Source organism: Streptomyces malachitofuscus, from assembly GCF_055571035.1.
In genome coordinates this window covers 18,792-32,488 of the sequence record NZ_JBVIGA010000027.1, presented here as the reverse complement: position 1 = coordinate 32,488, position 13,697 = coordinate 18,792, and the positions used below count along the sequence as shown (strand labels likewise).

15 protein-coding genes are annotated in these 13,697 nt (G+C 72.1%); 6 read left to right on the top strand and 9 right to left on the bottom strand.

Annotated features, from left to right (window positions below):
• Positions 1-163: 163 nt before the first annotated feature.
• Positions 164-1,063: an alpha/beta hydrolase gene (locus tag ACZ44S_RS31740; protein ID WP_466935160.1), complete on the bottom strand. Its 900-nt coding sequence runs from the start codon at positions 1,061-1,063 to the stop codon at positions 164-166.
• A 358-nt stretch (positions 1,064-1,421) separates the two neighbouring features.
• Between ACZ44S_RS31740 and ACZ44S_RS31735 the strand changes: the two genes are divergently transcribed.
• Positions 1,422-2,414, top strand: a complete 993-nt coding sequence (locus ACZ44S_RS31735) for an SMP-30/gluconolactonase/LRE family protein (protein WP_466935157.1) — start codon at positions 1,422-1,424, stop codon at positions 2,412-2,414.
• A gap of 42 nt (positions 2,415-2,456) precedes the next feature.
• Here ACZ44S_RS31735 and glgA read toward each other — a convergent pair whose 3' ends face one another.
• The 6 genes from glgA to ACZ44S_RS31705 form a co-directional block, all read right to left on the bottom strand.
• Positions 2,457-3,650 (bottom strand): glycogen synthase, encoded by a 1,194-nt coding sequence (gene glgA / locus ACZ44S_RS31730; RefSeq protein ID WP_466935154.1) that lies wholly within the window; start codon positions 3,648-3,650, stop codon positions 2,457-2,459.
• 252 nt (positions 3,651-3,902) lie between these two features.
• A complete protein-coding gene (locus tag ACZ44S_RS31725) occupies positions 3,903-5,330 on the bottom strand; it encodes a sensor histidine kinase (RefSeq protein WP_466935151.1) in 1,428 nt (475 codons plus the stop codon).
• Positions 5,331-6,056 (bottom strand): response regulator transcription factor, encoded by a 726-nt coding sequence (locus ACZ44S_RS31720; RefSeq protein ID WP_466935148.1) that lies wholly within the window; start codon positions 6,054-6,056, stop codon positions 5,331-5,333.
• Positions 6,057-6,129: 73 nt separating this feature from the next.
• Entirely contained in the window at positions 6,130-6,756 is a 627-nt protein-coding gene (locus ACZ44S_RS31715; RefSeq protein WP_466935145.1) for an FMN reductase, read from the bottom strand.
• The gene (locus ACZ44S_RS31710; RefSeq protein WP_466935142.1) at positions 6,753-7,847 is read right to left on the bottom strand and encodes an LLM class flavin-dependent oxidoreductase; all 1,095 of its coding nucleotides are present in this window, start codon (positions 7,845-7,847) and stop codon (positions 6,753-6,755) included. The genes ACZ44S_RS31715 and ACZ44S_RS31710 overlap by 4 nt, the downstream gene beginning before the upstream one ends.
• Before the next feature lie 99 nt (positions 7,848-7,946).
• Positions 7,947-8,837, bottom strand: a complete 891-nt coding sequence (locus ACZ44S_RS31705; RefSeq protein ID WP_466935139.1) for an NADP-dependent oxidoreductase — start codon at positions 8,835-8,837, stop codon at positions 7,947-7,949.
• Between the two features lie 125 nt (positions 8,838-8,962).
• Here ACZ44S_RS31705 and ACZ44S_RS31700 point away from each other — a divergent pair, with 125 nt between their 5' ends.
• On the top strand, positions 8,963-9,373 hold the full coding sequence (locus tag ACZ44S_RS31700; protein ID WP_466935136.1) for a winged helix-turn-helix transcriptional regulator: 411 nt from the start codon (positions 8,963-8,965) through the stop codon (positions 9,371-9,373).
• On the opposite strand, the gene ACZ44S_RS31695 is transcribed toward ACZ44S_RS31700, so the two are convergent.
• Entirely contained in the window at positions 9,370-9,843 is a 474-nt protein-coding gene (locus tag ACZ44S_RS31695; protein ID WP_466935133.1) for a MarR family winged helix-turn-helix transcriptional regulator, read from the bottom strand. The two genes, ACZ44S_RS31700 and ACZ44S_RS31695, sit on opposite strands and share 4 nt — an antisense overlap.
• Positions 9,844-9,956: 113 nt before the next feature.
• Here ACZ44S_RS31695 and ACZ44S_RS31690 point away from each other — a divergent pair, with 113 nt between their 5' ends.
• The 3 genes from ACZ44S_RS31690 (at position 9,957) to ACZ44S_RS31680 (ending at position 11,324) form a co-directional block, all read left to right on the top strand.
• Positions 9,957-10,292 (top strand): YnfA family protein, encoded by a 336-nt coding sequence (locus tag ACZ44S_RS31690; RefSeq protein ID WP_466935130.1) that lies wholly within the window; start codon positions 9,957-9,959, stop codon positions 10,290-10,292.
• Positions 10,293-10,404: 112 nt separating this feature from the next.
• The gene (locus ACZ44S_RS31685) at positions 10,405-11,181 is read left to right on the top strand and encodes an SDR family NAD(P)-dependent oxidoreductase (RefSeq protein WP_466935127.1); all 777 of its coding nucleotides are present in this window, start codon (positions 10,405-10,407) and stop codon (positions 11,179-11,181) included.
• Positions 11,181-11,324 carry a hypothetical protein gene (locus ACZ44S_RS31680; protein WP_466935124.1) on the top strand — a complete coding sequence of 48 codons (144 nt, stop codon included), beginning with the start codon at positions 11,181-11,183 and terminating at the stop codon, positions 11,322-11,324. Before ACZ44S_RS31685 ends, ACZ44S_RS31680 begins: the two co-directional genes overlap by 1 nt.
• A 46-nt stretch (positions 11,325-11,370) precedes the next feature.
• Here ACZ44S_RS31680 and ACZ44S_RS31675 read toward each other — a convergent pair whose 3' ends face one another.
• Positions 11,371-12,564, bottom strand: coding sequence for an RtcB family protein (locus ACZ44S_RS31675; RefSeq protein WP_466935121.1), 1,194 nt, complete (start codon positions 12,562-12,564; stop codon positions 11,371-11,373).
• 216 nt (positions 12,565-12,780) lie between these two features.
• Between ACZ44S_RS31675 and ACZ44S_RS31670 the strand changes: the two genes are divergently transcribed.
• The gene (locus ACZ44S_RS31670) at positions 12,781-13,584 is read left to right on the top strand and encodes a DUF3558 domain-containing protein (protein WP_466935119.1); all 804 of its coding nucleotides are present in this window, start codon (positions 12,781-12,783) and stop codon (positions 13,582-13,584) included.
• The last annotated feature ends 113 nt before the right edge of the window (positions 13,585-13,697 follow it).

Below are 13,697 nucleotides of genomic sequence, written 5' to 3'. Positions count from 1 at the left end.
GGGTGTCCGGGACCGGGACCTCGGTGGCCGGAACGTCTTCGGGAGCGTCTACTGCACGCACATTCGGCGGAACATGAGACATGGCCGCAAAGGTAACGGCGCCCCTCGGCGCCCCGGCAAAGGAGTTTCCCGGACATTCTGAGGTCGGGAACGTCCGTCCCGGTCAGAGGAATTCGCCGAAGTGCCGGTCGGTCTCCGTCAGCGCCACGGTCACCTGCGGCTCCTGGTCGTAGAAGTCGAACTGGGTGCCCGTCGTCCAGTGCAGCCGCTTCTTGCCGGCGAGACCCTCGTGGAAGCGGCGGGCGCCGTCCGGGATCGCCGCGTCCGGGCTGTGCACCAGCAGGACCGGCCGGTCGATGCGCGGGGCCAGTGCGACGGCGTCGAACCCGAGCCACTGCGGCCAGGCCATCACCGCGAACCGGTTGGGCCAGGCGGGGACCCCGCCGCGCTCGGGGTCGAGATAGAAGTCGATCTCGTACGGCAGTGCGGCGCGCGGGTCCTGCCCGCTCACCATGGGCACGTACTCGACCTCGCCGGTCGTCTCGTAGACCGACCGCGCCGCACGGCCGGCGTCGAGGCGCCGCGCCACCTCGGCGTCACCGCCGTAGGCGTCGCGGCAGATCTCCGCGTCGTGCAGCCACGGCGCCACCAGGGACAGGGCGCGTACCCGGTCGTCCTCGGCGGCGGCCGCGGAGACGTACATGGCGCCCGCGCAGATACCGAGCGCGCCGATGCGCTCCGGATCGACGCGCGGATGCCCGGCCAGGAACGTCACCGCCTGCCGGATGTCGTCCGTCTTCCCCTCGGGCGACTCGGTGTCGCGGGGCTCCCCGCCCGACTCGCCGAACCCGGTGAAGTCGAAGGAGAGCGCCGCGTACCCGAGCCGGGCCAGGCGTTCGGCGTAGCGGTCGGCCATCTGCTCCTTGACGCTGGTCCAGGTGCCGGCGACCACGACGGCGGGGTGCGGTGCGGGGGCACTTCCGGGCGGGGCCGCGGGCAGGAAGAGATTGCCGACGAGGCGCGCCCGGGTGCCGGGGATGTCGACGTGTTCGCGCTGGGTCATGAGAGGTCCCTTCGATGGGTGGGGGCCGGAGCGGATCCGCTGTGGACGTTCGCGGCTCGCGCGGGCGCGGTCAACGAAACCGCTCGGACTTCCTGTGGTCCCCGGCCGACGCCCCGGAATGAAACGGAATCGGCTATACCATGCGGAATCCGCTGCGTCACATACGGAAGTCGGCCCTTTCCCGCGGACCGTTGTCGGCCACCTCCCCGGCCTCTGTTCCCCCCTTCCCACCTGCCCTTTCCTCGAAAACGGGCCCGTTCAGCCCTCCTTTTCGGACGGCCGGCACCGCATCGCTTCGGCCATACAGTCCCGCAGCACCACAGACGTGTCCGTCACGTCCTTTCCGAAAGGGGACCCCATGACCTCCGTACGTTCCTTCCGCGGCCGCCACCGTCTGGCCGCCCTCGGTCTCGCCCTCGCCGCGCTGTGCGGCGTGCAGGCCACCGTTCCCGCCGCCGCGGCGGAGGCGGGCCTCACGGTCACCGACGCCGTCGCGCTGCCCCACGACGACGCCTATCCCGAGGGCATGGTGCTGGACCCCTCGACGGGCGACCTGTACGTCACGTCCTTCGGCACCGGCGCCGTCTACCGGGCCACGCCCGGCGCGGTGAAGGCCAAGGTGTATCTGCCCGCCGGCGCGGAGGGCCGGGACCACGCCATGGGCATCGACATCGACCGTCGCGGCCGGCTCTGGGTCAACGACAAGGCCGGTGTGACGCTGTACGAGAAGGCGACCGGGACCCGGCTGGCCCGCTTCGTGACCCCCGCGCCCGAGAGTTCCGTCCTCAACGACCTGGACTTCACCCCCGACGGCACCGCCTATCTGACGGACTCCACCGGCAAGGTCGTCTACCGGCTCACCGAGAAGCAGGTCGCGGACGCGACAGCGGCGGGCGGCCCCGACCGCACCCTGCCCGTCGGCTTCGACCTCACCGCTGTCGTCACCCCGCAGCCGGAGGGCACCCTCACCCTCAACGGCATCGAGGCGGACCCCACCGGCACCCATCTGCTGATCATCGACTCGGCCTCCGGCGACCTCTTCCGCATCGCCCTGGCCTCCGGGACGGTCGGCAAGGTACGGGTGAGCGGGGCGAGCCTGGCCGGCGGCGACGGCCTGCTGCTGGAGAAGAACAAGCTGTGGGTGGCGCACTTCGCCAACGACCGGATCAGCCGCGTGGCGCTGTCCGCCGACTTCACCGGCGCCGTGGTCGAGTCGCAGCTCGCCGACCCGGCGCTCCAGCACCCCACCGCGCTGGTGCGCAGGAACGGCGCCCTGCACGTGGTGCGTTCGCAGTACGGCTTCGCCACGCTGGACCTGCCGTTCACCGTGGGCAGGCTGTCCGGCATCTGAACCGCGCCGGGGAGCGTCACAAGCTCCCCGGCACCCGCCGCCTCACCCCTGGAGTACCCGCCGGTACACCGTGTGCACCCGCTCGGCGACCCGGTCCCAGCCGAAGAACTTCTCGGCCCGGATCCGGCCCGCCACGCCCATCGCCGACGCCAGGTCCGGGTCGGCGACCAGCCGGTTCACGGCCGCCGCCAGGTCGGAGGCGAACCGCTTGGCGTCGAGCGGGGTCCCGGTGCCGTCCTGCTCCTGCTCCACGGGGACCAGCAGCCCGGTCTCGCCGTCCACGACGACCTCGGGAATCCCTCCGGTGGCGGTGGCCACCACCGCCGTGCCGCAGGCCATCGCCTCCAGATTGACGATGCCCATCGGCTCGTACAGGGAGGGGCAGACGAACACATCGGCGTGGGTGAGGAGTTGACGCAGGGAGGTCTGGTCGAGCATGCCGTCGACGCGGATCACGCCGCCGCGCGAGCGCCCCAGCGCGTCGACCAGCGCGGCCGTCTCGGCGGCTATGCCCGGGGTGTCCGGCCGGCCGCAGCACAGCACCAGCTGGGCCGCCGGGTCCATCTCGAAGGCGGCGCGCAGCAGTTGGGGGAGCCCCTTCTGCCGTGTCACCCGCCCGACGAACAGCACCAGGGGCCGGTCGGGGTCGATGCCGTACCGCCGCAGCGCGGCGGTGTCGTGGTCGGGCCGGTGCACGACGGTGTCGATGCCGTTGTGCACCACGTGCACCCGGTCCGGGTCGATGTCGGGGTGGACGCGCAGCACGTCCTCGCGCATCGCGTCCGACACCGCGATCACCGCGTCGGCGTGCCGCAGCGCGGTGCGTTCCACCATCGAGGAGAGCGCGTAGCCGCCGCCCAGTTGCTCGGCCTTCCACGGACGCAGGGGTTCCAGGCTGTGGGTGGTGACGACATGCGGGACGCCGTACAGGGTGCGGGCGAGATGGCCGGCGCCGTTGGCGTACCAGGTGTGGCTGTGCACGAGGTCGGCGCCCGCGCAGCCGGCCGCCATCTCCACGTTCGCGCCGAGGGTGCGCAGCGCTGTGTCGGGGTGGTCGCCGAGCGCGGGCTCGCGGTATGCGGTCACCCCCTCCTCGTCCCGGGGGGCGCCGAGGCAGTGCACCCGCAGGTCCACCAGCGGCCGCAGGGCCCGGGTGAGTTCGGCGACGTGGACTCCGGCGCCGCCGTAGATCTCCGGCGGGTACTCCTTGGTGAGCAGATCGACGCGTGTCTTCATCTGACTTCCTGAGGTCGGCGGTCCTGGGCGGTGCCGGCACGGCAGCCGCACCCGGCACCCCACGACGCGTGCCGACCGGGTCACGGCATGCCTGAACTGGCCTTACCGGGCGCCTGCGGCCGCGGCACGCACGGGACGCGAACCCCGCACCACGGGCCCCCTCGGCCGCACCGTAGACCCACCGGCGCCTACTTCGTCCCGACCGTCCGCAGCACCGTCAGGACGAGCGTCCGCGCCGCTTCCGCCCACCGCCTACGCCCCCGCACCCCCCACCGTGAACCCCGTCACCGTCCCCCCGCCCTCCCGCCGGAAGGCGTACGGCGCGCCCCCGTGCGCGAGCGCGACCTCCCGCACGATGGACAGCCCGAGCCCCGACCCCGGCAGGGACCGCGCGTCGGCAGCGCGGTAGAACCGGTCGAAGACCCGCGTCAGATCGTCCTCCGCGATCCCCGGCCCCCGGTCCCGCACCTCCACCCGCACCACCCCCGGCCGTGCCGGCCCCGCGACGCCGATCTCCACGGGCCCGCACCCGTCCCGGTCGAACTTCACCGCGTTCTCGACCAGGTTGGACACCGCCCGTGTCAGCATCCCCGGCCGCCCGTCCGCCGTGGTGTCGCCGCTCGCGCTGACGAGGATCTCCCGCCCCGTGCGCCGCCGCGCCACCCCCGCCACGTCCTCGGCGATGTCCGCGAGGTCGACCCGCTGCGGTGGCTCCGTGTCGTACTGCCCGGCGGCGAGGTCGACCAGCTCGTTGACGAGATCGGTCAGTTCGCGGGCCTCCTGGGTGAGGTCGGCGACGAGTTCCTCACGGGTGCCGGGCGGCAGTTCGTCGATGCGGCGCAGCAGCGAGATGTTGGTGCGCAGCGAGGTGAGCGGTGTACGCAGCTCGTGCCCGGCGTCCTGGACCAGCCGGCGCTGGTCCTCCTCGGACTGGGCGAGCCGGCCCAGCATGCGGTCGAAGGCGCGGCCGAGGCGCCCCACCTCGTCGTAGCCGGCGACGGGCACCGGGATGCCGAGCCGCCGGGTGCGGGCGACGGCCTCGGCGGTGCGGGTGAGGACGACCAGCCGGCGGGTGATGCGGCGGGCCAGCCACCAGCCGAACAGCCCGGCCCCGACCACGACCGCCGCCATCAGGATCAGCGTGCGCCGCTGGAGGGCGCGCAGCAGGTCCTCGGTGTTGCTGAACTCCTGCGCGACCTGCACCGCGCCCCGGCTGCCGCCGAGCGAGACGGTCGCGACCCGGTAGAGGTCGTTGCCGACGTCGACGTCCGCGTGCACCACCACCCGCCCGGCCGTCGCGGCACCGGCGATGCGGCGGTCGGAGCCGACCACCGGCAGCCCGGGATCTCCCGGGTCGAAGACGCTGCCGTCCGGCCCGAGCACCTGCACGTCGGTCCGGGCGGGCCGGACCAGGTCGTGGCCGGGCGCGGCGGACGAGAAGTCGTGCGGCGTCATCCGGTTCTCCCGGACCTCGCCGCGCAGGTCCTGGACGACCTCGTCGAACACGGACTGCTGGTCCACCCGCACCAGCCGGGCCGCCGCGTTGTACGACAGGATGCCGACCAGCACGGTGACCGTGGCGGTGACCGCGGCGAACGCCACCGCGAACGTGGTCCCCAGCGACAGCAGCCGCAGCCGCCGGCGCGGGACCGACGGCCCCCGCACCCCGCCCACGGCCACTCAGCCCTCCCGCAGCACGTAGCCCACCCCGCGCACCGTGTGGATCAGCTGCGGTGCACCGGGGTCGTCGAGTTTGCGCCGCAGATAGCCGACGTAGACGGCGAGGTTCTTGGAACCGGGGCCGAAGTCGTAGCCCCAGATGCGGTCGTAGATGGTGGAGTGCTCCAGGACGACGCCCGCGTTGCGGATCAGCAGCTCCAGCAGTTCGAACTCGGTGCGGGTCAGCTCCAGCTCCCGGCCGCCGCGCCAGGCCCGGCGCGCCTGGGGGTCCATGCGCAGTCCGGCCGCCTCCAGGAACCGCCCGGGGGGCTCCGGCCGCCGTTCCTCCACGGGCTCGGGCTCCGGGGCCGGTGTCACGGGAGCCGCCCGGCGCAGCAGGGCCCGCAGCCGGGCGAAGACCTCCTCGACGTCGAAGGGCTTGACGACGTAGTCGTCGGCCCCCGCGTCCAGTCCCGCGATCCGGTCGGCGGTCTCCACCAGCGCCGTCAGCATCAGCACCGGTGTGCGGTCGCCCTCGGCGCGCAGCACCCGGCACACCTGGAGGCCGTCGATGCCGGGCATCATCACGTCGAGGACCAGCACGTCGGGACGGCTGCGGTGGGCCTGCGCGAGGGCCTCCACCCCGTCGGCGACGGCCGTGACCCGGTAGCCCTCCAGGGTCAGCGCGCGCTCCAGCGCGTTGCGGATGGCGCGGTCGTCTTCGGCGAGCAGAACGGTGTGCGGCACGCGCCCAGTGTGCCAACCGCCGGCGTGCCCCGGACCCGGCGGAGGGTCCCGGGCCGCGCTTCTTACCCGTATCTCACCCGGCGGGCCGCAGCGCAGCCAGCCGCTCCTCGAACGGGGTGACCTCCTCGAAGGAGTCCCGCCGGGGCAGCGGACGCGTGCCGGACAGCCCCGCCATCAGCGCCGCCAGCTCCCGGCCCGCCCGCTCGACGCGGCCGTCCAGCCCTTCGGCGCCCCAGTCCTCGGAGGCGGCGTAGACGCCGGTCGGGACGACGACGGCCCGGAGGTGGGAGAAGAGCGGACGCAGCGCGTGGTCCAGCACCAGCGAGTGCCGCGCCGTTCCGCCGGTCGCGGCGATCAGCACCGGCTTCCCGGCGAGGGCGTCGGGGTCGGTGACGCTCAGCGCGTCGAAGAACGACTTGAACAGCCCGCTGTACGACCCCGAGAAGACCGGGGTGACGACGATCAGCCCGTCGGCCCCGGACACCGCCTCGAACGCCTCGGACAGTGCCCGGCCCGGGAAGCCGTTGGTGAAGGTGTGCGCGATCTCGACGGCGAGGTCGCGCAGCTCGATCACCCGGACGTCCGCGGGAGCGGGCTCCGGGGCGGTCGCGGCCGGGGCGGCGACCGCGGCCAGCCGGTCGGCGAGCAGCCGCGTGGACGACGGCACGCTCAGTCCGGCCGATACGACGACGAGCCTCATGCCCGCGCTCCTTCCTGCTTCCTGGCGGCGGCCAGCAGCGAACTGTGGGTGGGGGCGTCCGGCACGTCGGCCGGGCGGTTCCTGGCGAACTCCTTGCGCAGCACCGGCACGACCTCCTCGCCGAGCAGGTCGAGCTGCTCCAGCACGGTCTTCAGCGGCAGGCCCGCGTGGTCCATCAGGAACAGCTGGCGCTGGTAGTCGCCGGCGTAGTCGCGGAACGACAGCGTCTTCTCGATGACCTGCTGCGGGGAGCCCACGGTGAGCGGCGTCTGCTCGGTGAACTCCTCCAGCGAGGGCCCGTGCCCGTAGACCGGCGCGACGTCGAAGTAGGGGCGGAACTCGCGCACCGCGTCCTGCGAGTTCTTCCGCATGAACACCTGACCGCCCAGGCCGACGATCGCCTGCTCGGGCGTGCCGTGCCCGTAATGGGCGTAGCGGGCCCGGTACAGCTCGACCATGCGCTTGGTGTGGTCGGCCGGCCAGAAGATGTTGTTGTGGAAGAAGCCGTCGCCGTAGTAGGCGGCCTGCTCGGCGATCTCCGGCGAGCGGATGGAGCCGTGCCAGACGAACGGCGGTACGCCGTCCAGGGGGCGGGGCGTGGCGGTGAAGCCCTGCAGCGGGGTGCGGAACTTCCCCTCCCAGTCGACGACGTCCTCGCGCCACAGCCGGTGGAGCAGGGCGTAGTTCTCGACGGCGAGGTTGATGCCCTGGCGGATGTCCTGGCCGAACCAGGGGTAGACCGGTCCGGTGTTGCCGCGGCCCATCATCAGGTCCACCCGGCCGTCGGCCAGGTGCTGGAGCATCGCGAAGTCCTCGGCGATCTTCACCGGGTCGTTGGTGGTGATCAGGGTGGTCGAGGTGGAGAGGACCAGCCGCTCGGTGCGTGCCGCGATGTAGCCGAGCATCGTGGTCGGGGAGGACGGCACGAACGGCGGGTTGTGGTGCTCGCCGGTCGCGAAGACGTCCAGGCCCACCTCTTCCGCCTTGAGCGCGATCGCAACCATGGCCTTGATCCGCTCGCGTTCGGTCGGCGTGCGCCCCGTGGTCGGGTCGGGGGTGACGTCCCCGACGCTGAAGATCCCGAACTGCATGGCCGCTCATCCTCCGGTTGTTGACCGTTCAACTATACCCCGGGAACGACTCCGCCACCCCACCTATTCCCCCCACCCCGGTACCCGCCCGGCGGGCGCCTACGGCACCAGCACCAGCCGCCCCCGCACCCCGCCCTCCGCCAGGCGGGCATGCGCCTTCACCACGTCGGCCAGCGGATACGTCTGCGCGACCCGGAGCGTCAGCACCCCCTCGTCCGCCAGCCGCACCAGCTCCGCCAGCCGGGCCCCGTCGGCGGCCACCTCCACCGCGGCCACCCGCACCCCGCGCTCCGGCGCCGGCTCCGCACCCGGTATCACGCCCGCGTAGGCACCCCCGTCCCGCACCCACGCCAGCGCCCGCCCGCCGAGCACCGCCGCGTCCAGCACCGCGTCGAAGCCCCCCGCCTCCACCCGGCCGCCCGCGAAGTGCGCGGCACCGAGCGAACGCACGAGCTCCTCGTCGTCCTCCCGGGCCAGAGCGGTGACGGTGATCCCCCGGTGCGCGGCGAGCTGGACGGCGTATCCGCCGACCGCACCGGCGGCACCCGTCACCAGCAGCGACGCGCCCTCGGGCAGCGCCAGCAGATCCAGGGCCTGCGCGGCCGTCAGCGCGTTCAGCGGCAGCGTCGCCGCGTGCACGGCGTCGGCCGTCCGCGGCGCCCGCGCCACCGCGTCCGCCGGCACGACGACGTACTCGGCGTGCGCCCCCAGCGGCTTCACCATGCAGTGGTGCAGCGCGACCACCTCGTCACCGGCGCTCCACCCGGCCGCCGCCCCGCCCGCGTCGACCGTCCCCGCGACATCCCAGCCGAGCCCGACCGTCTGCCCCTCGCCGCCGAAAACACCTTCCCGCAGCCCCACGTCCACCGGGTTCAGCGCCGTCGCCGCGACCTTGATCCGCACCTGGCCGGCCCCCGGCTCCGGCACCTCCACCTCGTCGACCCGCACGGCCTCGGGCCCGCCGAACGACGTCACCACCGCAGCACGCATGACAGAAACTCCCTGTTTGTGATCCTTCGCCGCGGTTTCTCCGCGGCTGACCACAACCCTAGGAAGAGCTACTATCGATAAGTAAGTAGTTACCTGGAAGTGCGTATGTCTCCCGGAGGTGAGCCATGCCGACCACGACGGCGGCCCAGCGGCGCGAACAGGCGCGCTTCGAGTACGACGCGTTCCTCAGGAATTGCCCCACCAACCAGCTCCTGGACCGCATCAGCGACAAGTGGGTCTCCCTCGTCGTCAGCGCCCTCGCCGCCGGCCCCATGCGCTACAGCGACCTCGGCCGCAAGATCGCCGGCGTCAGCCCCAAGATGCTCACCCAGACCCTGCGCTCACTGGAACGCGACGGCATCCTCACCCGCACGGTGACCCCGTCCGTACCCGTCCGCGTCGACTACGAACTCACCCCGCTCGGCGCCAGCCTCAGCCTGCTCCTGAGCGCCGTGAAGGACTGGGCGGAGACCCACTTCGACGAAGTGCACCTGGCCCGCGAGCGCTACGACACCGAGACGGCCGAGAGCAGCTAGACGTCCCCCGACCGCAGCCGGGCGGCCTGCTCGGTTCCGAAGTCCGTCGTGCGCCTCATGTGATCGATGAACAAAGCGAGTTCGGCGTCGTCCAGATCCTCGAAGAGCGTCACCCAACCACCGCCGACACGCTCCCACACCTGCTTGAACTCCGCCGCCTTCCCCGGCACCGGCGCCACCAGCACCAGCCGCCGGTCCCCCGCGTCCCGCTCCCGCGTCACATAGCCCGCCCGCTCCAAACGGTCCACCAGCCGCGTCGCCGAGCCGGTCGTCAGCCCCGTCAGCTCCGCGATCCGTCCGGTCGTCACCGGGCCGCCCTCCAGCGTCAGCAGATTCAGACACTGCAGATCGGTGGGATGCAGCCCCAGATGATCGGCGAGGGCCTGGTTGAACAGGGCGTACGACGCCATGTGGCGCCGGGACACCACGGCCAGCTCCGCCATCAGCCGCGGCCGCGCGTTCCCCGGCATGCCGCACCTCCCAGTCCCTTCGACGTACCGCATGTATCCCCGGTGCGGGCCACGGCAGGCGCCCTCCAACAGGTGACAGCGGCCGGCCGGCACCCGCGTGCGAAGCTGCGGGCATGCTGATCCTCCGCTCCGCCGCCCTGTTCGTCCTCGCCGCGCTCCTGGAGATCGGCGGCGCCTGGCTGGTCTGGCAGGGCGTACGCGAACACCGCGGCTGGATGTGGGCGGCCGGCGGAGTCCTCGCGCTCGGCGCCTACGGCTTCGTCGCCACCTTCCAGCCCGACGCGCACTTCGGCCGCGTCCTCGCCGCGTACGGCGGCATCTTCGTCGCCGGCTCGATCCTGTGGGGCGTGGTCGCCGACGGCTACCGCCCCGACCGCTGGGACGTCACCGGCGCACTGGTCTGCCTCGCCGGCATGGCCGTGATCATGTACGCCCCGCGCAACGGCTGACGCCCGCCGGCCCACCGCCCCCGCCGTCACCCGACCGGCCCCGCTTATCCTGGCCGGGCACGGCCGGACCGCACGGCGTGCCCGGTCCACCCGATCGCCGAGGAGCAGCCCCATGGCCACCGCCGTACCGCCCGCCGCGTCCCGCATCGCCGTCGTCACGGGCGCGAGCAGCGGAATCGGCGCCGCCACGGCCCGCCGGCTCGCCGAGGCCGGGTACCGCGTCGTCCTCACCGCCCGCCGCAAGGACCGCATCGAGGCGCTCGCCGAGGAGATCAACGCCGCCGGCCACCAGGCCACCGCGTACCCCCTCGACGTCACCGACCGCGCCGCCGTCGACGAGTTCGCCACCGCCTTCAAAACCGTCGGCGTCCTCGTCAACAACGCCGGCGGCGCACTCGGCGCCGACCCGGTCGCCACCGGCGACCCCGAGCAGTGGCGCACCATGTACGAGACCAACGTCCTCGGCACCCTCCACCTCACCCAGGCCCTGCTCCCCAAGCTGGACGCGAGCGGCGACGGCACGGTCGTGGTCGTCACCTCCACCGCCGGACACGCCACCTACGAGGGCGGCGCGGGCTACGTCGCCGCCAAGCACGGCGCCCACGTCCTCGCCGAAACCCTGCGCCTGGAGATCGTCGGCCGCCCGGTGCGCGTCATCGAGGTCGCGCCCGGCATGGTCAGGACGGAGGAGTTCGCGCTCACCCGGTTCGGCGGCGACACCGAGAAGGCCGCCAAGGTCTACCAGGGCGTCGCCGAGCCCCTCACCGCCGACGACGTCGCCGACACCATCACCTGGGCGGTGACCCGCCCGCCGCACGTCAACATCGACCTGTTGGTGGTCCGCCCGCGCGCCCAGGCCTCCAACACCAAGGTTCACCGGGAGCCCTGATGGGCGACGACACCACCGAACAGCGCCGACTGGCCCTGGAGAAGAAGCGCGAACGCTACGTCTGGTACTACCTCGGCTACTTCCTCTTCGGCATCCACATCGTCGCCTTCGTCATGATCTACGCGGTAACCCACGCGAAGTAGCGGACTTCCGGCAGGGGCCCGCTCTCCGTGTCACGCCCGTGTCGGGTCAGCCCTTCACGCAGACGACCTGCTTCAGCTTCGCGACGACCTCCACGAGGTCCCGCTGCTGGTCGATGACCTGCTCGATCGGCTTGTACGCGCCCGGGATCTCGTCCACGACGCCGGAGTCCTTGCGGCACTCCACGCCCCGCGTCTGCTCCTCCAGGTCCTTCGTCGAGAAGCGCCGCTTCGCCGCGTTCCGGCTCATCCGCCGGCCGGCGCCGTGCGACGCCGAGTTGAAGGACTTGGCGTTGCCGAGGCCCTTGACGATGTACGAACCCGTGCCCATGGAGCCCGGGATGATCCCGTACTCGCCGGAACCCGCGCGGATCGCGCCCTTGCGGGTCACGAGCAGGTCCATGCCGTCGTAGCGCTCCTCGGCCACGTAGTTGTGGTGCGCGCTGATCTCCGGCTCGAAGATGGGCTTCGCCTTCTTGAACTCCTTGCGGACCACGTCCTTGAGGAGCGCCATCATGATCGAGCGGTTGTACTTCGCGTACTCCTGCGCCCAGAACAGGTCGTTGCGGTACGCCGCCATCTGCGGGGTGTCCGCGATGAAGACGGCGAGGTCGCGGTCGACCAGGTTCTGGTTGTGCGGGAGCTTCTGGGCGATGCCGATGTGGTGGTCCGCCAGTTCCTTGCCGATGTTCCGGGAGCCGGAGTGCAGCATGAGCCAGACGGAACCGACCGTATCCGTGCATACCTCAACGAAATGGTTTCCTGATCCGAGCGTTCCCATCTGCTTCGTGGCACGCTCCTGACGGAACTTGACCGCATCGGCCACTCCACCGAAGCGGCCCCAGAAGTCGTCCCAGCCGCCGGTCGCGAAGGCATGGAAGCGGGCCGGGTCGACCGGGTCGTCGTGCATGCCCCGGCCCACCGGAATGGCCTCCTCGATCTTCGACCGGAGGCGGGACAGGTCACCCGGCAGATCGTTCGCCGTCAGGGAGGTCTTCACCGCGGACATGCCGCAGCCGATGTCGACGCCCACCGCGGCCGGGCACACGGCACCGCGCATCGCGATCACCGACCCGACCGTCGCCCCCTTGCCGTAGTGCACGTCAGGCATCACGGCCAGACCCTTGATCCACGGCAGGGTGGCGACGTTCCGCAGCTGCTGGAGGGCGCCCTCCTCCACCGTCGCCGGGTCCGTCCACATACGGATCGGTACCTTCGCGCCCGGCATTTCCACGTACGACATGACGTCCCCATTCCCCCGACAACCTGACAGAAGCCCTGAACCGCAAAACCGGCGCCAAGGTCGACGAAAAGGGATGACGGACCGGCGTCCACGGCAGTGCGTGCGGTACACATTGTCCGGGGAGACCGCCCCCCTGCGGCAAGCGATTAACCAGCGGGGACACTGGGAGGACCCGGCGGGCACCGTCCCGCGCCCACCGTCGAGAGGAGCCCGACCGTGCAGCGGAAGGCGTACGTACCCGGCGTCGCCGCGCTCCTGGCGGCCGTCCTGGCCGGCTGCACCGGCAGCTCGGACAGCGGCGGCCAGTCGGACAACTCCAACCCCGGAAGCGCCAGTACGGCGACCCAGGCCGCGCAGCCCGGCAAGTACGCCACGCTCCCCGAGCCCTGCGGGGCGGTCGACGATGCGACACTCGACGAACTCCTGCCCGGCATCGAGGAGATGACCGACGAGGAGCGGCGCGAGAAGGCGTACGCGGGCGAGGCGACCCTCACCTACGACACCGACCGCAAGGTGGGCTGCCGCTGGAAGGTGGAGTCGGCGCTGGCGACCGACCACCTGCTGATCGACTTCGAACGGGTCGTCTCCTACGACAACGCCGTCAGCGACGACGCCAAGGCGCAGGAGCTCTTCGCGACCCTGCGGGACGCGGCGAAGCTGCCGGAGCCGACGGTGACGACCAACGAGTCCGGCACCCCCTCGAGCGGCCCCTCCGGGAAGCCGAGTTCGTCTCCTTCGTCCGGGTCGCCCACCGGCTCGCCGTCCGCCGCCCCCTCCGACCTTCAGCCCCGGCTTCTGGAGGATCTGGGTGACGAGGCGTTCCTCGACGACGAGGTGAACAGCTCCGGTTCGACCGCTCAGCAGCGCACGGTGACTGTGGCGTTCCGCACGTCCAACGTGATGGTGACCATCGAGTACGCGGAGCAGCCGATGACCGTCGGCGCCGTGCCGGACAGCAAGGAAATGCAGGACAGGGCACGGGAACTGGCCTCCGAGTTGGCCGATTCGCTGAACGGCTGAGCCCGTTTCGCGGCCCCTTCACCCCGTGGCCCGAAGCACGGGAAGCAGGGCCGCGCGGGTGGCTCACCGCGTACCGTGACCCCTCGGACCCGATCCGACCGCAGGGAACACGA

What these genes read in the sequence shown, in the direction of transcription:
- ACZ44S_RS31740 (WP_466935160.1), bottom strand. Translation starts at nt 1,063, where the DNA reads ATGACCCAGCGCGAACACGTCGACATCCCCGGCACCCGGGCGCGCCTC.
- ACZ44S_RS31735 (WP_466935157.1), top strand. Translation starts at nt 1,422, where the DNA reads ATGACCTCCGTACGTTCCTTCCGCGGCCGCCACCGTCTGGCCGCCCTC.
- glgA (WP_466935154.1), bottom strand. Translation starts at nt 3,650, where the DNA reads ATGAAGACACGCGTCGATCTGCTCACCAAGGAGTACCCGCCGGAGATC.
- ACZ44S_RS31715 (WP_466935145.1), bottom strand. Translation starts at nt 6,756, where the DNA reads ATGAGGCTCGTCGTCGTATCGGCCGGACTGAGCGTGCCGTCGTCCACG.
- ACZ44S_RS31710 (WP_466935142.1), bottom strand. Translation starts at nt 7,847, where the DNA reads ATGCAGTTCGGGATCTTCAGCGTCGGGGACGTCACCCCCGACCCGACC.
- ACZ44S_RS31705 (WP_466935139.1), bottom strand. Translation starts at nt 8,837, where the DNA reads ATGCGTGCTGCGGTGGTGACGTCGTTCGGCGGGCCCGAGGCCGTGCGG.
- ACZ44S_RS31700 (WP_466935136.1), top strand. Translation starts at nt 8,963, where the DNA reads ATGCCGACCACGACGGCGGCCCAGCGGCGCGAACAGGCGCGCTTCGAG.
- ACZ44S_RS31695 (WP_466935133.1), bottom strand. Translation starts at nt 9,843, where the DNA reads ATGCCGGGGAACGCGCGGCCGCGGCTGATGGCGGAGCTGGCCGTGGTG.
- ACZ44S_RS31690 (WP_466935130.1), top strand. Translation starts at nt 9,957, where the DNA reads ATGCTGATCCTCCGCTCCGCCGCCCTGTTCGTCCTCGCCGCGCTCCTG.
- ACZ44S_RS31685 (WP_466935127.1), top strand. Translation starts at nt 10,405, where the DNA reads ATGGCCACCGCCGTACCGCCCGCCGCGTCCCGCATCGCCGTCGTCACG.
- ACZ44S_RS31680 (WP_466935124.1), top strand. Translation starts at nt 11,181, where the DNA reads ATGGGCGACGACACCACCGAACAGCGCCGACTGGCCCTGGAGAAGAAG.
- ACZ44S_RS31675 (WP_466935121.1), bottom strand. Translation starts at nt 12,564, where the DNA reads ATGTCGTACGTGGAAATGCCGGGCGCGAAGGTACCGATCCGTATGTGG.